We start from the raw sequence: 19012 nt of genomic DNA on the forward strand, positions 1-19012 counted from the left end.
ATGTTACGAAAAAGATGGTTTCGGTGGCTTATTCCGGGCCTAAATATTAAACGTTGGCTTGCCCTCTTTAGTTGTGGTGTAGGTCTTTTAATCATTGGCATTTCATTGATGTTTAACTATCAATGGCTTGCTGTTCTTGAAGATATTGTACTGGCCTTCTCCTATAATATGACGGGCTTTTACAATTATAATGTACTTATTGCTGTAGGTGCGGTTATGTTGTCGATAGGTGCCGCTCTTATGTTAATCGGTACCAGTAAGGTTGTTAAAACGATTATTCGTGCTGTATTACCTAATCCTGATAGTAAGGTGTCGGATATTATCTTCCAAAATATACGCTTAGATAAAGGTCCTAAAATTGTTGTTATCGGTGGTGGTACAGGGCTTTCTAATTTGTTGCGTGGATTGAAAACACACACATCTAATTTATCTGCTATAGTTACAGTTGCTGATGATGGTGGCTCATCTGGCCGTTTACGTGAAGACTTTAAAATGATTGCCCCTGGTGATTTGCGAAACTGCTTGGTCGCATTAGCAGAACAAGAAGGGGTTATGGAAAATCTTTTCCGTTATCGCTTTGAAGGGGAAAATGAGCTATCTGGTCATAGTTTTGGTAATCTTTTTATTACAGCGCTTGCTCAAGTATATGATGGTGATGTGGAGGAAGCCCTTGAAGCAGCAAGCAAATTGTTGCGCGTACGAGGCCGTGTAATTCCTTCATCTACAGAGTTTATTAAGTTGGTAGCAGAGATGACAGATGGTACTACTGTAGAAGGTGAAAGTAATATTCCTAATTCTGGTAAACGCATTCGTCATATGTATAGTGAACCTGCACAGCCTAAACCAGAAGGTGCTGCTTTGCGTGCTATCGATGAGGCCGATGTAATTATTTTTGGACCTGGTAGTTTATATACTAGTATTATTCCTAATTTATTGACTGATAAGATTGCCTCTCATGTAAGAGCCAGTAAAGCCAATAAAATTTACATTGCTAATGTTATGACTCAGCCTGGCGAAACGACGGGTTATACATTAAGTGATCATGTAGAGGCTCTCATTGCTCATGGCGGTGAAGGCATTGTGGATACCGTATTGGCTAATGATGGTCCATTACCAATTCAAATGGTCGAACAGTATAGTGCCGTAGGTTCTGAACCAGTGGCATTAGATACTAAGAAGTTACAAGCTAAAGGAATTCGTACAATTCGAGCTACATTAATCAGTCCGAAAAAGCCAGCTGTTCATGATCCTGAGCGGCTAGGTAAAGTAATTATGGATATTATTCACGCCATGCAATCAGATACTGAACCACATATTCTAGAGTATTATCTCCAACGTGATGATCATTAATAAGAAAGGATACCTATGTCATTTGCTGAAGATGTAAAAAATGAATTATGCCAATATGAATCCTCTAGTGATACAGATGTGGCCATGAAAATTGAAGCATCTTGTTTATTGCGCATGGGTGGATCTATCATTCTTGGGATGAAGGGTGCTGTTGGTATTAGATTAGCTACTGCAAATAATGCAGTAGCTCGTCGCTTGTTAGGCATATTAAAAAAACAATATGAATTGCCTACCAATGTATTAGTACGACAAGGCTTAAACTTGCGTAAGAAAAATATGTACACCTTATCTGTAGAACCATCTATGGAGGGACGTCAAGCTTTAGAAGACCTTGCACTATGGCCTGTAACTGAACAAATTCCTCGGAGTTGGCTCAAGACTATGGAGGCTCGACGCGCTTTTTTACGGGGGGCATTCCTGGGGGGAGGATCCGTCAATAAACCACAAAGTGATTATCACCTAGAGTTTATGACGGGCAATGAAAATTTTGCACGAGAGATTATCCATGTGTTGCGGCTCTTTCACATTCACGCTGGATTAACGGAGCGCAAGGAAGAGTATGTAGTATACCTTAAAGAAGGCGATGCCGTGACGAACTGCTTGCAAATTATGGGAGCTCAATCTGCTCTTATGGAATTTGAAAACGTACGGATTATGAAGACTGTACGAAATCAGATTAATAGACAAGTAAACTGTGAAACTGCAAATTTACAAAAGGTTGTAGATGCGGCGGTACGTCAGGTAAAAGCTATCCGTATTATTGATAGAGAAATCGGTATTGAAGAATTGCCGGAAAAATTGCGAATCGTTGCAAGGCTACGGTGGGAAAATCCTGAAGCGAGTTTAAAAGAGCTAGAAGAGTTAATGGATGGTAAATTGTCTAAATCGGGCATTGGCCACCGTCTTAAAAAGATTGAAGCATTAGCACTTACATATGACCCGATGGGGCTTGAAGAAATATAGAGGTAATAATATATGTTTTCTTATAAATCAAGATATTGTGTAGCTGCGGCTATGGCCGCCATGGCTGCTCTTACAGGCCATGTAGAGGCTCGTGATATAGATTTACAATCAATTGGATATTTTCAGTTTTCTCCATTACCACCTACATTGGTGTCTCAAACGGATACATTACTCCTATCAGATAGCCCTGAATACGTAGGGCCTGTAGGTGGCACGCTTAGTGCAGGTACAATTAATGGTAATGGGCGTATCTATTTTTATCATGTAAATGAAATGGATCAGCCTCATAAAATTGCTATTGTCCTTGAAAATCAAACGGCATATCCTAATACAGTCCATGTAATGAGGCAGTTAAAGTCTGTAGCTACACCTGATTATTTTGCGGCTGGTCGTGATTTGTCGCGTAAAGATTTAGAACAGCCTCTTAATGAAAGCCCTAATGCTAAACCATTATATTCATTGAGTATTCCACCACAAGGTCGTCAACTAATCTTTAGTGATTTAGAGAATACCCCTGTATATCAAGACGCATTATTTACAGGGATTGTAGATATTAAAACGGAAGCGCCTATATTTGCTCGTGTTATGATGCTACCTATGGGGATGGATGCTGTAGATGCATCTCATTGGGCGAAAAATTTACCTATTGATGAAATTCAGTTGCGTGGTACCTATACTGGGTCTAAACGTAATATGGAGGTTACTACACCATTTGATACGGCACTAGGCGGTGCTTTTGTAGAAATCGGTAATGACCGTGAAGATATGTTTATTAACGGTGTAGACGAAATGCAAAATAAAGCATTTGTTCGCAATCGTGGTAACTATGGTGTATCTTATACACTAAAAATTCCTACTAAGGGTAATGAACCATTCAGATTATATTTTAACCCTCTTGGTGGCCCCTATTCTGGCTCTTTTACGGTGAAAGCATTGCACCAACAAGGTGCTCGTCGTGGTCAAACAGATACACGGACATATCATATTGGTGGTGCTGATGGTATCTCTGCACTTGGGGATGGGACTATTTTAGATAGTCGCCTCATGGGTAACTATAACGCTGGTGATTTATTAACATTAAACTTTATGCCTGCAGGGGCATCTAACTTGCCGATACGGTTCCTGTTAATTCCTGAATCTCTTGCGAATCCACAAAAACATCAAACGATTGCTGTTAATGTTCCTAAGGATGTAAAAGATAGTTTAGGTCATCCAACTCAAGGGGCTACGCAAATTCCGGTAGGCCCTATAGGCGGCAAAGATAGCAATAAAGGTGCTATAGATACTACAAAATCTACTTTGACACCTAGTAAGCAGGCAGAGAATATCGCTCATGAAGAAACTAAAAAGTTAAGTGATAAAGCAGCAGCTGAAGCTAAAAAAGAAGAGCAACTTAAAAAGGCGAAAGAGGCTGAAGAGGCATTAGCTCGTAAGAAAGCGGAAGAAGCTAAATTAGCTGCTGAAAAAGCAGAAATAGCACGGAAGGCTGCAGAAGCCAAACATGCTGAAATTGAGCGTAAAATGGCAGAAAAAGCCGAAGCTGATCGCAAGGCCGCTGAATTAAAAGCGGCTCAAGAAGCTCAAGCGGCAAAAGAAAAAGCAGCTTTAGAAGCTAAGAAAGCTGAAGAAATGCGCCAAGCCGAAGAGGCAAAACGCATTGAAGCAGCTAGAAAGGCTGAGCTTGAACGCCAAGCTGAGGAAGCTCGCAAGGCTGAGGAAGCTCGTAAAGCTGAAGAAGCACGAATTGAGGCTGCTCGCAAGGCCGAGGAAGCTCGTTTAGCAGCAGAAGCAAAACGTGCAGAAGAAGCGCGTAAAGCTGAAGAGGCGAGAATTGAAGCGGCCCGTAAAGCAGAGGAAGCTCGTGTTGCTGCTGAAGCGAAACGGCAGGAAGAATTGCGTAAAGCGGAGGAAGCTCGAATTGCAGCAGAAGCAAAACGTGCTGAAGAAGCTCGTAAAGCTGAAGAAGCACGAATTGAGGCTGCTCGCAAGGCCGAGGAAGCTCGCTTAGCAGCAGAAGCTCGTAAGGCAGAACAAGAACGACTTGCGGCAGAACGAGCTGAAGCAGAGCGACAAGCTGCAGAGGCTCGCCGTATTGCTGAGGAACGATACCAAGCGCATCTTGAAGCGGAACGCAAGGCCGAAGTAGCTCGTCAACAAGCGTTGGCACAAGCTGAAATTGAACGTAAAGCTAAAGAACGTGCTGAAGCAATTCAACGTGTTAAAGAGCAACAAGAAAATGCTCGTCGTCGAGCAGAGCTTGCTCGTCAACAAATTGAAGCGGAACGTAAAGCGGCTCAAACTGCTAAGACTGGTCCATCCTTCAAAGAGCTTGATGATATTCATGAAGATACATCAAATGTAACAATTCCAAATGCAGTATCTATCGATGAATTAACTAAACCAAGACCGACGGCATCTCAAAATACGCGCCGTCGTGATCAACGACAACCTCAAATGCCACAAGGTCAGCAATATGTGCAAGTGAACCCGATGCCAACTGAGCCGGTAGTTCCATTGACACCACAAAATGAACAGCAAAATGAAGATCAAAAACCTCCAAAAATTTATCCGTTAGGCTAATGCGTTTAACTTCAATTGATAAAATTTCTAAGTTAAATTAGTCTATTGTGAGGGGCTAAAGGCTGTTTAAATATAGAGAGGACAAGCAATTCCACGTGCTTGTCCTCTTTTTAAAATCCTTATGAATTTTGCGTTTTACATTGACTTTCACAGGTGGATTCAGTACAATAAAAAAAGAAAATGCGTATATGGTACGAGAGACCATTGCATAATACAATACCTTTTAATTTAGTCCAGAGAGGCTGAAAAAGGAATATAGTTGAAGCGCCCATAAGGGCTTCTTTGTGCAAACTATTTGACCTTTTGCCCTGGGCAAAAGGTCTTTTTTGTTACGTGAGTTAGGAGGAAATCATGGGACAAGTTAGCCTAAAAGGCAAACATTTATTAGGTTTGCAAAATGTGTCACCTGAAGAAATCAAATTGATTTTAAATGTGGCAAAGAAAATGAAGAAAATTGTACTTTCTGATGATAAGAAGGTTCCACTTTTGAAGGGGAAATCTATCATTAATCTCTTCATGGAACCAAGTACTCGTACCCGTAGTTCCTTTGAGTTAGCCGGCAAATATTTAGGGGCTGACGTTATCAATCTTTCTCCAAGTGGCTCTTCCATGGGTAAAGGTGAAAGCTTCCGCGATACATTATTAACAATGTCCTACATGGGCACAGATGCAATCGTAATGCGCCACAGCGCAGAAGGTGCACCTTTATATGCTACTAAAGCAGTTGATCCGATTATTATCAATGCAGGTGATGGCGCTCATGAGCATCCAACACAAGCTTTGCTAGATATGTACTCTATTTTAGAGAAAAAAGAATCCCTTGAAGGTTTAAAAGTAGTTATTATCGGCGATATCATGCACAGTCGTGTAGCAAGATCTAATATCTACGGCCTTACTAAAATGGGTGCCGATGTACATCTAGCTGGTCCTCGTACAATGGTATATCCAGAACTTGAAAAACTAGGTGTTACTGTACACCATGATATTCGTGAAGCAGTTGCTAATGCAGATGTAGTAAACGTACTTCGCATTCAATTAGAACGCATTCACTCTGCACTATATCCTACAAATAGAGAATATGCACGAATCTTTGGTATCAATAACGACGTATTGAAATTAGCTAAAGACGACGTAATGGTAATGCATCCAGGTCCAATGAACCGTGGCCTTGAAATTGCGCCAGATGTAGCGTATTCTGATCAATCAGTAATTCAAGAACAAGTACGCAATGGCGTAGCTGTACGTATGGCTGTATTGTACTTAACTATTATCGGAGGTGACGGTAGTGAGCTTGCTTATTAAAAATGGTACGGTAGTAAATCCGGCGAAAAAACAAAACGAAGTAGCAGACGTTCTCGTAAAAGATGGTAAAATTGCGGCCATCGGTCAAAATTTAAGTGCAGACGGCGCTGAAGTATATGATGCGACAGGTCTTATTGTAGCACCTGGACTTATCGATATTCATACACATTTGCGTGAACCAGGCCAAGAAGCGAAAGAAGACTTCCACTCTGGTACACAAGCTGCTGCAGCAGGTGGTTTCACACGTGTTGTAACTATGGCTAATACTAATCCTGTAGTAGATAATGCGGTGCTAGTAAGAGGTTTGCAAAGACAAGCAGAGCTTACTGGTGTAGTTAAAGTAGAATTCATCGGCGCTGTATCTAAAGGTCTTGAAGGTAAAGAGCTTGCTGAATTAGGCGATATGGCTGAAGCTGGTGTAGTTGCATTCTCTGATGATGGTCACTATGTAGAAAATGCGGCTTTCATGCGTCGCGCTTTAGAATACTCCTCCATGTTCAATAAAATGGTTATCGATCATGCGGAAGATATTACATTGACTAAAAATGGTCATATGCACGAAGGTATTGTATCTTATGAGCTAGGTGTTTCCGGTCGTCCTGCCGTAGCCGAAGATTTGGCTGTAGCACGTGATATCTTATTGTCTGAAATGACAGGTGGTCATATTCATATCGCTCACGTAAGTAGTAAAAACACAGTCGATATGGTGCGTCGTGCGAAGGCTAAAGGCCTTAATGTAACTTGTGAAGTTACGAGCCAACATTTATCTTTCACTGATGAATATTTACGCGAATATAACCCAGCGTTTAAAATGGCTCCTCCAATTCGTTCCGAAGATCATCGTCAAGCTTTGTTAGAAGGTTTGAAAGATGGCACAATCGATGCGATTATTACAGACCATGCACCTCATGCATTTGAAGAAAAAGACCATGAGTTCTGCTGTGCACCAAATGGTTTCAGCGGTCTCGAAACATCTTTGGCAGCGGTTATAACAAATGCCTACGGTCCAGATAAACTTAGCATTGACCAAGTTGTGTACTATATGAGTACTCGTCCAGCTGAATTGATGCGTCTCGATGCTGGTGTTCTTGAGGTTGGCAAACCAGCGGATATTACAGTATTCTCTACAACTGAAGAATGGACTGTAGACCGCAATAAATTCTATACAAAAGGTAAGGTAAGCCCCTTTGATGGTATGACTGTTACAGGTAAAGCAAAACTTACAGTCGTTGATGGTAAAGTAGTTATGAAGGAGGGTGTTGTCTTACAATGAAAGGCAAGTTAGTTCTGGAAGATGGTTCCGTGTTTGAAGGTTCCTTATTAGGTGGTGCTCCAACGATAGGGGAAGTCGTGTTTAATACTGGTATGACAGGGTATCAGGAAATTTTGACTGACCCATCCTATGCGGATCAAATTATTACATTAACGTATCCTTTAATTGGCAACTATGGTACTTTGAATTCTATTACTCAAGGCCCTAAACCATATTGCAAAGGATTTATCGTAGGAGAATTGTGTGATTTCCCATCTAATTGGCAAAATGAAGGTTTATTTAGCGAATACCTTCGTTTACACGGCATCCCTTGCCTTTATGATGTAGACACACGCGCAATAACGCGCGTACTCCGTAACCATGGTGTAATGAAGGGCGTACTTGTACGCTCTGATTACCCTATGGAGGATATTCAAAAGTTGTTCAAACAAGACTTGCCAACAGATCAAGTTATGCGAGTAACTACAAAATGGCAAGGTATGCGTGGCGATAAAAATGCAGAGTTCCACGTTGCTGTTATGGATTATGGGGTGAAGGAAAACATTCTTCACTCTCTAGAAGCCGCAGGCTGTCGCCTAACAGTATTCCCTGCAGATGCAAAAGCAGAAGAGGTATTAGCAAGTAATCCAGATGGTATTTTCTTGTCCAATGGACCTGGAGATCCTAAAGATCTTGGCTATGCTGTAGAAGAAGTGAAAAAGATGTTTGGCAAAAAGCCAATCTTTGGTATTTGTATGGGCCATCAAGTTTTAGCACAAGCGTATGGTGGTTCCACTTTTAAATTAAAGTTTGGTCACCGTGGTTCTAATCACCCTGTACAAGATTTACGAACAGGCCGAGTATATATTACGTCTCAAAACCATGGCTATGCAGTAGATGATACTTCTCTACCTGACTTTGTAGAAATTACACATCGCAGTGTAAATGATGGTACTGTAGAAGGCATGCGACATAAAGAATTGCCTATTTTCTCCGTTCAATACCATCCAGAAGCGTCCCCAGGACCTACTGATAATCTATACTTGTTTGACGAATTTGAAGACTTAATGAGAAAGGGAAAATAATATGACATCAGAAGCAAAAAAAGTACTTGTAATTGGTTCTGGTCCAATTATTATCGGCCAAGCAGCAGAGTTTGACTATGCTGGTACACAGGCGTGCCGTTCCCTTCGTGAAGAAGGTTATAAAGTAGTGTTGGTTAACTCCAATCCAGCTACTATTATGACTGATACAGATATTGCGGATCGAGTATATGTAGAACCTATTAGTCTCGAATTCGTAACAGAAGTTATTAAAAAAGAACGGCCTTGGGGCTTATTGGCTACATTAGGTGGTCAAGTAGGTCTTAATATGGCTGTTCAATTGTCTGAAGCAGGCGTGTTAGCTGAGTATGGTGTAAAATTACTTGGTACGACATTAGAAGCTATTAAACAAGCTGAAGACCGTGAGCTTTTCAAAGAAGCGATGAAGGAAATCAACCAACCAGTTCCTGAATCTGATATCTTTAATGATCTTGAAGAAGCGGTAGCTTTTGCTAATCGCATTGGTTATCCAATCATTATCCGTCCTGCCTATACCTTAGGTGGTACTGGTGGCGGTATTGCACATAACGAAGATGAAATGTATGAAATTACGCGCCGTGGCTTGAAACTTTCACCAATCCACCAAATTTTGGCGGAACGTTCCGTTGCAGGTTGGAAAGAAATTGAATACGAAGTAATGCGCGATAGTGCAGATAACTGCATCATCGTGTGTAATATGGAAAATATCGACCCTGTTGGTGTACATACAGGGGACTCCATCGTTGTGGCACCAAGCCAAACATTGAACGATATTCAATACCAAATGCTTCGTACTGCATCTGTAGATATCATCCGGTACTTGAAAATTGAAGGCGGTTGTAACGTACAATACGCATTAAACCCTAATAGTAACGAATATATTGTTATCGAGGTAAATCCTCGCGTGTCTCGTTCCTCAGCATTGGCATCTAAAGCGACAGGTTATCCAATTGCTAAGGTAGCTGCAAAAATTGCAGTAGGCATGACGTTAGATCAAATTACAAACGCTGTAACAGGCGAAACTAAAGCATGCTTTGAGCCTACCCTTGACTATGTGGTAACAAAATTCCCACGTTGGCCTTTTGAAAAATTCAATTTGGCAGACCGTACCTTGGGAACTCAAATGAAGGCTACCGGCGAAGTTATGGCTATCGACCGTTCCTTGGAAGGGTCCTTGCTTAAGGCCATCCGTTCCTTGGAAATTGGTTTAGACCATATTGAGCTTAAGAAAATCGCACATGAGTCCATGGAGCAACTCATTGAACGTTTACATCTTGTCGATGATGAGCGAATCTATGTAGTAGCAGAAGCACTTCGCAAAGGCATTAGTGTAGAGAAAATTCACTACATTACAAAAATTGATACATTCTTTATTGAAAAGATTAAAAATATTGTAAATGTCGAAAAAGCTTTAGCTAAGCATGGCTTAACAGAAGAAGTATTGCGCAAAGCAAAACGTTACTCTTTCACTGACTCTGTTATCGCTCGTTATGCTAATACAACCGTAGAAGATGTTCGTGCAAAACGTAAAGAATGGAATATCCTTCCTACATATAAATATGTAGATACATGTGCTGCAGAATTTGAATCTAAAACTCCGTACTATTACAGTGCTTATGCACAAGAAGATGAAGTTAAACCACTAGGTGAAAAATCCGTTGTAGTACTTGGTTCTGGCCCAATTCGTATCGGTCAAGGTGTAGAGTTCGACTATTGCTCTGTGCATTCTTCTTGGGCACTTCGTAAAGCTGGTTATCAATCTATCATGATTAACAATAACCCTGAAACAGTGTCTACAGACTTTGATATTTCTGATTCCTTGTACTTCGAGCCATTAACAGTGGACGATGTAATGGAAATTATCGATAAAGAAAAACCGGCTGGCGTTATTGCTCAGTTTGGTGGTCAAACCGCGATCAACTTGGCAGGTCCATTGGCTGAACGAGGTGTTAAGATCCTCGGTACATCCGTAGATAGTATCGATATGGCGGAAGACCGCGAACGTTTTGATGAATTATTGGCAAAACTTGGTATTCCTCGCCCGGTAGGCGCGCTTGTAACCTCTGATGAAGAGGCACAAGAAGCTGCTAAAAACTTGAAATATCCATTAATCGTTCGTCCGTCCTATGTATTGGGTGGACGTGCGATGGAAATCGTATACAACGATAAAGAACTTGACGTATATATGAAAGAGGCCGTAGTGGCTTCTAAAGAGCATCCTGTTCTTATCGACCGTTACATGGTTGGTATGGAGGTAGAGGTTGACGCTATTTCCGATGGTACTGATGTATGTATTCCTGGTATTATGGAACAAATCGAACGCGCTGGTGTTCACTCCGGTGACTCCATGGCGGTATATCCTGCACAGCATCTAGATCAAGCTATTATAGATCAAATCGTAGACTATACACGTCGTATTGCGGTAGGTCTTAATGTTAAGGGTGTTCTTAATATTCAGTATATCGTGGCTGATGGTGATCTTAATGTAATTGAAGTTAACCCTCGCTCTAGTCGTACTGTACCATTCATTTCTAAGGTTACAGGCATCAATATGGTTGAATGTGCTACACGCATTGCTCTTGGTGAAAGCTTAAAAGATTTAGGCTTGCCATTAGGTCTTGTGCCTAATAAACCATATGTAGCTGTAAAAGCACCAGTATTCTCGTTCTCCAAAATGGGCCTTGTAGAAATCGCTCTTGGACCTGAAATGAAGTCTACTGGTGAAGTTATGGGGATTGGTCGTACATATTCAGAAGCATTGTTCAAAGCAATTAATGGTGCGAACATGCGTATTCCAGAAGATGGTACAATTCTTATGACGGTAGCTGATCGCGATAAAGAGGAAGCGAGCCAATTGGCAAAAGGCTTTATCGAATTGGGGTATCACATTGAAGCTACTGGTGGTACAGGCAAATACTTCAAGGAACATGGTGTTGACTGTAAAATAGTTAACAAAATTTCTGAAGGTGATGATAACTGTGCTGACCATATTCGTCAAGATAAGGTGGATCTCGTACTTAATACATTGACTGCAGGGAAACGCCCGGAACGGGAAGGCTTCCAATTACGCCGCCTTGCCGTAGAAATGGGTACACCTTGCTTAACAAGTCTCGATACAGCACGCGAAGTATTGCGCGTTGTAGCAAATCGTAAAAATAATGCAAATTACACTGTAGAAGCGTTACAGGATTTTGAATTGGAGTGATAACCATGAGTGGCTATGTAGAACAGGGCGAAGTCGTTCGCAATGAGCAAATAGGCTCTGATGTGTGGATTATGGATATCCACGCACCAAAACAAGCAGCAGAAGCAAAGGTAGGACAGTTTTGTAATGTTCGCGTAGCGGACTCTACGGCACCATTATTGCGCCGTCCTATCAGCTATGCGGGCTTTGATGCACAAAAGGGTACGATTACCCTTTTGTACCGTGTCGTAGGTAAAGGGACTGAGATTATGACTCGCCTTGTTCCAGGCGATACTCTTGATTGTTTAGGGCCTTTGGGTGAACCATTTGTTACATCTAAGAATATGCTTCTCGTTGGCGGTGGTGTAGGTATTGCACCAATGTTATGCATCGCATCCCATTTGAAAGAAGGGGAAGAAGCACAAGTGATTCTCGGCTTTAGAAATGAAAGCGAAATCTTCTGGGCAGACTTATTTAAAGATACGCCTGTTACAGTACATATCACTACAGATGATGGTAGCGTTGGTACAAAAGGATTCCCAACAGCGATTATGCCTGAGCTGATTAATGCTAATGCTTTCACATCTGTTATGACTTGTGGCCCTACACCAATGATGAAAGGTGTAGCTCAAGTGGCTAAGGAACTCAATGTACCATGCCAAGTATCTCTTGAAGAGCGCATGGGCTGTGGTACTGGTGGTTGCTTAGGTTGCGGTTGTGATGGTGCAGAAGGTAAACGCTATAAAGTTTGTAAAGATGGTCCTGTATTCCCAGCTGAGGAGGTGTTCTTTTAATGAGTGAGCGCGATTTAAATAACACCGTTACGCCAAATCCAAAGTTAGCTATCGATTATTGCGGTATTAAGATGAAGAATCCTATTATTGCTGCATCTGGTACCTTTGGTAATGGCCCAGAGTATGCTGGTTATTTAGACCTTAGTAATGAGGTAGGTGCTATTTCTGTAAAGGGATTAACACCGAAAGGGCGTCATGGTAATCCAGGTACTCGCATTGCAGAAACACCATCTGGTGTACTAAACTGTATCGGCCTTGAAAATCCTGGGGCAGAACATTTTGTTGCACATATTTTACCAGACCTCAAGAAATATGACGTACCATTGCTTGCTAATATGTCTGCAGGCACCATTGATGAATTTGCATGGATGGCAGAGACTTTATCTGTAGATGGTATCGCAGGCTTAGAGGTTAACGTATCTTGTCCAAATGTAGAATGTGAAGGGATGGCCTTTGGAGTAGATCCAAAGGTGGTAGAACAAGTAACGAAAGCCGTTCGAAAAGTTACAGATAAGCCTGTCATTGTAAAACTGTCTCCAAATGTTACTGATATAGTGGAAATTGCTAAGGCTGTAGAAGCTGGCGGTGGTGATGGAGTAAGTCTCATTAATACAATCCTCGGTATGGCCATAGATATCCATCGTCGTAAACCTGTGTTGGGGAATATTTATGGTGGTTTATCCGGCCCAGCTGTTAAGCCTGTCGCACTTCGCATGGTGCATCAAGTATATAAAGGTATCAATATTCCTATTATGGGCCTTGGTGGTATTATGACTGGCACTGATGCTATTGAATTTATGATGGCTGGCGCACAAGCTGTCCAAGTTGGGGTGGCTACGATGGTTGATCCAACGGCTATTTCTCGTATTGCTCGTGAGATGGGTGAATACGTAGAACAATATAACTTAAACAGTATCACTGATATTGTAGGTGCTGTTCATCAAGATTAATCTAATCATACCTATGGTAAACTTACAGAACCATAAGTTTTACTGAACAACCATAAGTTTTATTGTACAACTATAAGCTTTACTGACATATAAGATATGATGCAAAAAGACCTAGTACATAAAAAAAACTGCACCTCCAAAAATTGTGTCCAATTTTTGGGGTGCAGTTCAATGTACTAGGTCTTTTTTTATGTATTGTATGGGTATCTAAAACTAAATAGGTCCCCGTGGTATGAACTATTGATATCATGATGGTAATACTATGTATCATTTGAACTATACATAAGCTTTGTAGAAATCGATAAATTGCTGTGCTACAGGGGATAGGGCATGACCTTTCAGTGTGATGAATGCCTTTTTGAAATCCCCAGAGAATTCTGGCAATTTGATGCGGGCCATTTTACGATGGTTGATTAATTCTTTGGCATCCATTGGCACTAATGATACAGTGCGACCAGAAGAAGCCCATTCAATAGCAGAACTTTTAGTTGTAGTGATAGCAATGGCATTCAGTTGATCCATATCCGTTAAGCTAGATTGCATAATCATTCTTACAGAGCCACCAGAAAGGGAGAGGGGACATTTTTTGATGTCTTCCCAAGTAATGGTATCATGTTCTCGATCTGTCCAGAATACATCGCGACGGAAGATAGCATATAAATGTTCTTCTTGGGTAAGTAGAATATCAAATTTATCAGTGTCTACCATCTGAATATTAGCAATGCCTAATTCGGCACTACCGTTGATGAGTTGATTTACTACATTTGTCATAAGACCTTCGTAGATTTCAAAGTGGACAGATGGATATTTCATGGAGAAGGCTGGTAAATATTGCTGCACAATTGGTGTTGAACGTGATGCAGAGGTAGCGATACGCAATGTACCTTCAATGCGTGAATTCAATTGTTGTACAGCATTATATGTAGATTCTTCAATGGAGCATAATTGTTGTGCCTTTTCATAGAAGATTTTACCAGCATCTGTTAATTGTAAGTTTGATCCTCGTTGGCCGCGCTTGATATTGATTAATTGAGCTCCAAACTCAGCTTCTAAATATTTCAACTGTTTGCTTAATGCTGGTTGTGTAATATGAAGAATCTCTGCGGCTTGTGTCATATTGCCCGTTTGAACGAGGGTAATAAAATTATGGTAGTAAGATGTATCCATAGAATCTCCCTATTATACACATAATAAGATAAATAAAAATTATAACGAACTAAGTAACCGTCATTTCACATTTTATAAAATGGCATATATACTATACTCAACAAGGAAATAGTGAGTTGATTAAATATAAAATAAACTTTCTATCCTTATCACAAATTTTGATGAAATGACAGCGATTGAGAAAGTAGGTACTGCTATGGGCGTGGTAAAAAGAACATTAAGTCAAGCAATTCGTAACTGGGAAGCACGTAGATTAATGACTGCACACAATACTGGTTTAAGTCGTAAAAAACAACTTGAACGCGTGTGGCCGCATCCTTTGACTAACGATAAACGTCGTGAATTTGGTCAAGGCGTAACAAGTTTAGTTAACCACGGCAACTAATTATTTGGTGTCTATTGATTAGATGATTCATCTAGGGGTAGTACCACTTCAATAGCATCTAATATAGTACAAGTAGCAGCTCCATGACTCATGTCTTGGAGCTCTTTTTGTATGCCCTCCACATCAGTAGGAGGTACTAAGATAGTTACAGTTACATGTTCACCAAAGTTCGCTTCATAATGTAGTTTTTTGTCTTGTACAAATCTTTCTACTGCGCCATATAGTGAGTAGTCGATGGTCGCTTGTAGTTGAGTTCGTGTTGTGTGTAGTTCTTTAGGGGCAAGACGTAAGGATTCCGCAACGGAGTGTGAATATGCACGAATCAAGCCGCCAGCACCTAGTTTGATACCTCCAAAATAGCGAGTTACAACGACTGCCACATTGGTTATGCCAGTTTTCTTAAGCACTTCTAACATTGGTTTGCCGGCTGTACCAGATGGCTCGCCATTATCGGAAGATCGTTGTTGTTCTTGCTTAGCTCCTAATGCATAGGCTGTACAGTTATGAGTGGCATCCCAAAACTCTTTGTTGATGCGGCCAATGAAGGCCTGCGCCTCTTCTTCAGTTGTACAAGGGTATATAGTTGTGATAAATCGTGATTTATCAACAATATATTCATGGCGAAATTCCTTCGCTACCGAAGTAAATTCTACTATAGGACTAATTGATTCAGACATATATTCACCTCCTTTGGAATCAATGTTTATGTTTAATCATCATCACTTTATTATAATCTATTTATGAATGTTGTGTATAGGTGGGGACATGGTAATTCCCCTATAAAAAAGGAATAGTCCTCTAGATTTAGTAGGATATTGACGTAATGAAAATTTATGTTATTATTAATAAGAGACGTATGAATGATTACTCATGTAAGAGTGTTCATATGTTAAATGATAGAATCTTTTAAAAGTTTCTACTATTGATACAAGCTGTATATACTATAAGTTTGTGGTGATATGTCTTGTATGGCTATAAGGTGCATATCTTTACATATACTGTTAGAAAGAAGTGATACTATGAGTAAAAAGAAACAAGAGTTTGATATTACGGGAATGCATTGTGCGGCCTGTGTAAAGCGTGTTGAAAACGTTGTTTCTAAAGTAGATGGCGTAGAGTCTGTAAAGGTAAATCTCTTAACCCGAAAGGGGAGCGTTGAATATAAAGAGGGCGCTATAGTAGATCCTCAACAGATTATAGAGGCTATTACAAACATTGGCTTTGGTGCTGAAGAGGCAGATGAAACAAAGCAGGAAATAGAAAAGGTTAATTTAAAGCCTCATATTATCCGATTAATAGTTGCCGCTTGTATGGCTGTGCCTATGATGGTGAATATGACGCTCCATCGATTTGGTATTGAAGCATTGCCTGTATGGGTTGAGTTCATTTTGGCTACTATTGCTCAGTTCGGTCCTGGTCTAATGTTCTATAAGAGCGCTTGGAGTGCTGTGAAGAATGGGGCCCTTACAATGGATGTGCTTGTAGTAATGGGCACGACTGTGGCGTATCTATTCAGTATTTATAATTGGCAGTTCCATCCTGAGCTAGGGCCTCATGGTATATACTTTGAAACCTCTGCATGGCTCATTACCTTTATCCTTCTTGGTAAACTCTTAGAAGAGATTGCAAAAGGGCGTACTTCTGAAGCACTTCAAAAATTGATTGCCTTACAACCTGCTACGGCTCATGTGTTGCGTGATGGTGAGTTTGTAGATATTCCTACTTCTAAAGTAGTAGCAGGCGATATTTTACAAGTTCGGGCAGGCGAAAAAATTCCAGTGGATGGTACAATTACTGACGGCTATTCTACCGTAGATGAGGCTATGCTTACTGGTGAAAGCTTGCCTGTAGAAAAACAAGTAGGCTCCGAGGTAATTGGAGCGACTATTAACTTGAGTGGTGCTTTCACGATGGAAGCGAAGCGTATTGGGTCCGATACAATGCTGTCCCAAATCATCAAGGTTGTAGAAGAGGCCCAAACCTCTAAAGCGAGTATTCAACGTATTGCTGATATCGTAGCACAATACTTCGTTCCTACCGTTATTGGCCTTGCTGTTCTAACAGGTCTTGTTTGGTACTTTGTAATAGGCGATTCCCTCAATGTGGCGCTTATTAATGCTACAGCAGTCCTCGTAATTGCCTGTCCATGTGCTCTTGGTCTTGCAACGCCAACATCCATCATGGTTGGCTCTGGGCTAGGTGCAGAACATGGTATTCTCATCAAAAGTGCAGAATATCTTGAAAAAGCAGGCAAACTTGATGCTATCGTTATGGATAAAACGGGGACACTTACACAGGGTGTATTAGATGTGACGGCTTTCAAAAATTACAATGGTGATGAAAGCACAAATATGTCCATTATGATGGCTCTAGAAAGTGGCACATCTCATCCGATTGCCAAGGCTATGGTCTACTACGGGGAAGATCGTGGTTATAAAGGTAAAGCCGTTGAGCTTGAAAGTTTCGGTGATGTACCAGGTAAAGGTTTACAAGGGGCATACCAGGGCGTATCTGTACAGCTTGGTCATAGCCGTTGGATGACTGAATTAGGTTACGATTTAAGTGCGGTTCAAGACGATATTCTTCGTTTTGAAGAACAAGGTGCATCTGTATCTGTTCTAGCTGTTGATGGTGTGATTAGTGCTTTGTGGGCTGTAGAGGATGAATTGCGTCCAGAAACTATTGAAGTAGTAAAAGAATTACAGTCTCAAGGTATCGATGTGTGGATGCTTACCGGTGATAATCGACGTACGGCTCAATATATTGCGAAACAAGCAGGTATTAATCACGTTATTGCTGAAGTATTACCTCAAGATAAGGCTAGTAAGGTAAAAGAATTGCAAGATAAAGGTCTTGTAGTTGGTATGGTTGGCGATGGTATCAACGATGCTCCAGCTCTTGTGACTGCCGATATTGGTTTTGCTATTGGCAGTGGTACAGATATTGCAGTGGAGGCGGCAGATATCGTTCTCGTAAGAAACGATTTACATACATTAGTTCAAGCGGTACGCCTCAGTCGTAAGACCATGACCAACATAAAACAAAATTTATTCTGGGCGTTAATCTTTAACTGCATTGGTATTCCACTAGCCGCTATTGGTGCATTGAATCCGATGATTGCGGGCACGGCGATGGCATTTAGCTCTGTTACCGTTGTGGGTAACTCCCTTCGTTTGAAACGAGCTAAGATTTAATTTTGAATTGCATTTTGTAACATATAATATTTGAAATATTCGATTGTAATCTATAAAGCACCTATACAGCAGTATAGGTGCTTTGTTTTAATGATATTAAATATTCAATGTGTGATGTAATATTTAATTTCTACGAAATCAGTATTTTTAGACTGATTGAGATTTGTTATACTGAATATAGTTATTCATGTAAAAGAGAGGAGCTAGATTATGAAATTAAACACTCGCGATATTGTATATATCGGTTTTATTGCTGCGTTATGTGCCGTAGCGACAACAATTCGTATTGAGATTCCCGGTGGGGCGATGGTACACTTAGGTTCTGCAGCACTCTTTACGACATCAATTCTGTTCGGTGGTTTGTATGGTGGCTTAGGTGCAGCTATTGGCTCTGCAATGTTTGATCTCTTTGGTGGTCATACACAGTACATTGTATTCTCTTTCTTTATTAAAGGTATTGCAGGTCTCATTGTAGGTGGCATGACAGCAGGCTACTTACCTCCATCCATCAATAAACCGACAGCATCTTTTGGTCGTATTTTAGTAGCTCTCATTATCGGGACCATTTGGACTGCTTTTGGTTACTTCCTAGCGTGGTGGTTTGTTCTTGAAAGTGCCGCGGTGGCAGCTAGTAAAATTCAATACTCCTTGATTACATCTGCGGCAGGTATTGTAGTAGCTATTGTATTAACACCTAAATTACAAACAGTAGTACGTAGATTATTTACTAACAATTAATGGCTATTATGTAGTAGCCTAATCATAAAAAAGCCTTTAGACTCTAAATCGTTTTAGGGTCTAAAGGCTTT

The 19012-nt window shown here is 40.8% G+C and carries 14 protein-coding genes; 12 read left to right on the plus strand and 2 right to left on the minus strand.

All coding sequences use genetic code 11. The annotated features are described in order from the left end of the window. From RWZ05_RS04215 to RWZ05_RS04255, 9 genes are all read left to right on the plus strand, one after another. Entirely contained in the window at nucleotides 1-1350 is a 1350-nt protein-coding gene (locus tag RWZ05_RS04215) for a YvcK family protein (protein WP_314642415.1), read from the plus strand. 15 nt (nucleotides 1351-1365) lie between these two features. Beyond that, nucleotides 1366-2313, plus strand: coding sequence for a DNA-binding protein WhiA (whiA, locus tag RWZ05_RS04220; protein WP_314642417.1), 948 nt, complete (start codon nucleotides 1366-1368; stop codon nucleotides 2311-2313). A 12-nt stretch (nucleotides 2314-2325) separates the two neighbouring features. After that, entirely contained in the window at nucleotides 2326-4893 is a 2568-nt protein-coding gene (locus tag RWZ05_RS04225) for an ATPase (RefSeq protein ID WP_314642420.1), read from the plus strand. A gap of 351 nt (nucleotides 4894-5244) precedes the next feature. Continuing rightward, a complete protein-coding gene (locus tag RWZ05_RS04230) occupies nucleotides 5245-6195 on the plus strand; it encodes an aspartate carbamoyltransferase catalytic subunit (RefSeq protein WP_314642423.1) in 951 nt (316 codons plus the stop codon). Beyond that, the gene (locus RWZ05_RS04235) at nucleotides 6179-7468 is read left to right on the plus strand and encodes a dihydroorotase (RefSeq protein WP_314642426.1); all 1290 of its coding nucleotides are present in this window, start codon (nucleotides 6179-6181) and stop codon (nucleotides 7466-7468) included. Before RWZ05_RS04230 ends, RWZ05_RS04235 begins: the two co-directional genes overlap by 17 nt. Beyond that, entirely contained in the window at nucleotides 7465-8532 is a 1068-nt protein-coding gene (gene carA, locus RWZ05_RS04240) for a glutamine-hydrolyzing carbamoyl-phosphate synthase small subunit (protein WP_314642428.1), read from the plus strand. The genes RWZ05_RS04235 and carA overlap by 4 nt, the downstream gene beginning before the upstream one ends. A 1-nt stretch (nucleotide 8533) precedes the next feature. After that, complete coding sequence (gene carB, locus RWZ05_RS04245; RefSeq protein WP_314642430.1) at nucleotides 8534-11734, plus strand: carbamoyl-phosphate synthase large subunit; 3201 nt, start codon at nucleotides 8534-8536, stop codon at nucleotides 11732-11734. A gap of 5 nt (nucleotides 11735-11739) precedes the next feature. Further along, nucleotides 11740-12507, plus strand: a complete 768-nt coding sequence (locus tag RWZ05_RS04250) for a dihydroorotate dehydrogenase electron transfer subunit (RefSeq protein ID WP_314642431.1) — start codon at nucleotides 11740-11742, stop codon at nucleotides 12505-12507. Beyond that, entirely contained in the window at nucleotides 12507-13457 is a 951-nt protein-coding gene (locus RWZ05_RS04255; protein WP_314642433.1) for a dihydroorotate dehydrogenase, read from the plus strand. The genes RWZ05_RS04250 and RWZ05_RS04255 overlap by 1 nt, the downstream gene beginning before the upstream one ends. 276 nt (nucleotides 13458-13733) lie before the next feature. Here RWZ05_RS04255 and RWZ05_RS04260 read toward each other — a convergent pair whose 3' ends face one another. Then, nucleotides 13734-14624 carry a LysR family transcriptional regulator gene (locus RWZ05_RS04260; RefSeq protein WP_314642434.1) on the minus strand — a complete coding sequence of 297 codons (891 nt, stop codon included), beginning with the start codon at nucleotides 14622-14624 and terminating at the stop codon, nucleotides 13734-13736. Between the two features lie 196 nt (nucleotides 14625-14820). On the opposite strand from RWZ05_RS04260, the gene RWZ05_RS04265 reads away from it, so the two are divergent. Beyond that, entirely contained in the window at nucleotides 14821-15009 is a 189-nt protein-coding gene (locus RWZ05_RS04265; RefSeq protein WP_314642499.1) for a hypothetical protein, read from the plus strand. 11 nt (nucleotides 15010-15020) lie between these two features. Here the strand turns inward: RWZ05_RS04265 and RWZ05_RS04270 are convergent, their stop codons facing one another. Beyond that, the gene (locus tag RWZ05_RS04270; protein WP_314642436.1) at nucleotides 15021-15686 is read right to left on the minus strand and encodes a YigZ family protein; all 666 of its coding nucleotides are present in this window, start codon (nucleotides 15684-15686) and stop codon (nucleotides 15021-15023) included. Nucleotides 15687-16028: 342 nt separating this feature from the next. Here RWZ05_RS04270 and RWZ05_RS04275 point away from each other — a divergent pair, with 342 nt between their 5' ends. Continuing rightward, the gene (locus tag RWZ05_RS04275) at nucleotides 16029-18203 is read left to right on the plus strand and encodes a heavy metal translocating P-type ATPase (protein WP_314642440.1); all 2175 of its coding nucleotides are present in this window, start codon (nucleotides 16029-16031) and stop codon (nucleotides 18201-18203) included. 210 nt (nucleotides 18204-18413) lie between these two features. Next, nucleotides 18414-18941, plus strand: a complete 528-nt coding sequence (locus RWZ05_RS04280) for an ECF transporter S component (RefSeq protein WP_314642443.1) — start codon at nucleotides 18414-18416, stop codon at nucleotides 18939-18941. Nucleotides 18942-19012: the final 71 nt, after the last annotated feature.

Origin of the sequence: uncultured Veillonella sp. (genome assembly GCF_963543145.1) — a bacterium.
GTDB lineage: Bacteria > Bacillota > Negativicutes > Veillonellales > Veillonellaceae > Veillonella.